This window comes from Streptomyces sp. AC627_RSS907 (genome assembly GCF_019049165.1).
This window is the reverse complement of the sequence record NZ_JAGMUE010000767.1, coordinates 1-659: the sequence shown is the minus strand read 5'-3', so window position 1 is coordinate 659 and position 659 is coordinate 1. Positions and strand designations below refer to the sequence as shown.

The 659-nt window shown below is 63.7% G+C and carries 1 protein-coding gene; it reads left to right on the top strand.

Annotated elements, in window-relative coordinates:
- Positions 1–20 precede the first annotated feature (20 nt).
- A partial coding sequence (locus KUM32_RS38535; RefSeq protein WP_308408832.1) for a KGGVGR-motif variant AAA ATPase occupies positions 21–659 on the top strand: 639 nt, incomplete at its 3' end.

Sequence of the window (659 nt, the reverse complement as noted above, 5' to 3'; positions counted from 1 at the left end):
CGCTTATCGTTGATGACCGTGTGCAGACACCCCTCCAAGCGCGTGAGCTGGGGGAGATGGTAACCGTCTACAGCCCCCGTCTTGGGCGGGAGCTACGCCGATACGCAGCTGACCGACCGTTGATGCTCGCATCCGAACTTTTTTCGGCCAGTAGCCTCCTGGACTCCGATCGCGCCATTACAGACCCTGATCGACCCGACGGGCGGGTCCGAGTCCTCGACAACACTGTGGTAGGCGAAGACTGGGCGCATGTGTCCACCCCCGCTTCCGAAGCAGACGGCTCGCGGACACACCGCACCGCGCTCTATGGCTTCAAGGGCGGGGTGGGGCGGAGCACGGCTACTGCTGTTCTCGCACGACACCTGACCGACCAGGGATACATCGTGCTCGTCATAGATCTGGACCTGGAATCACCGGGAGTAGGCCCCTTGGTTGCAGAGGGAGCTGAATTGCCCCTTCATGGTGTTGTCGACCAACTAGTTGAGTCGGCTGTCGACAACGCGGAGGGGCTGGACTACGTGGTTCGATCAGGGTACGCCCCCCGTCGCGGCAGAGGCGAGCTGTGGCTGGCGCCCGCCCGGGGTCGCGGCAGGCAGGGGGCGCCCTACGCCTACGTGGATAAGCTGAATCGCGGTTACACAGATGTCCCCGGTGCCAAC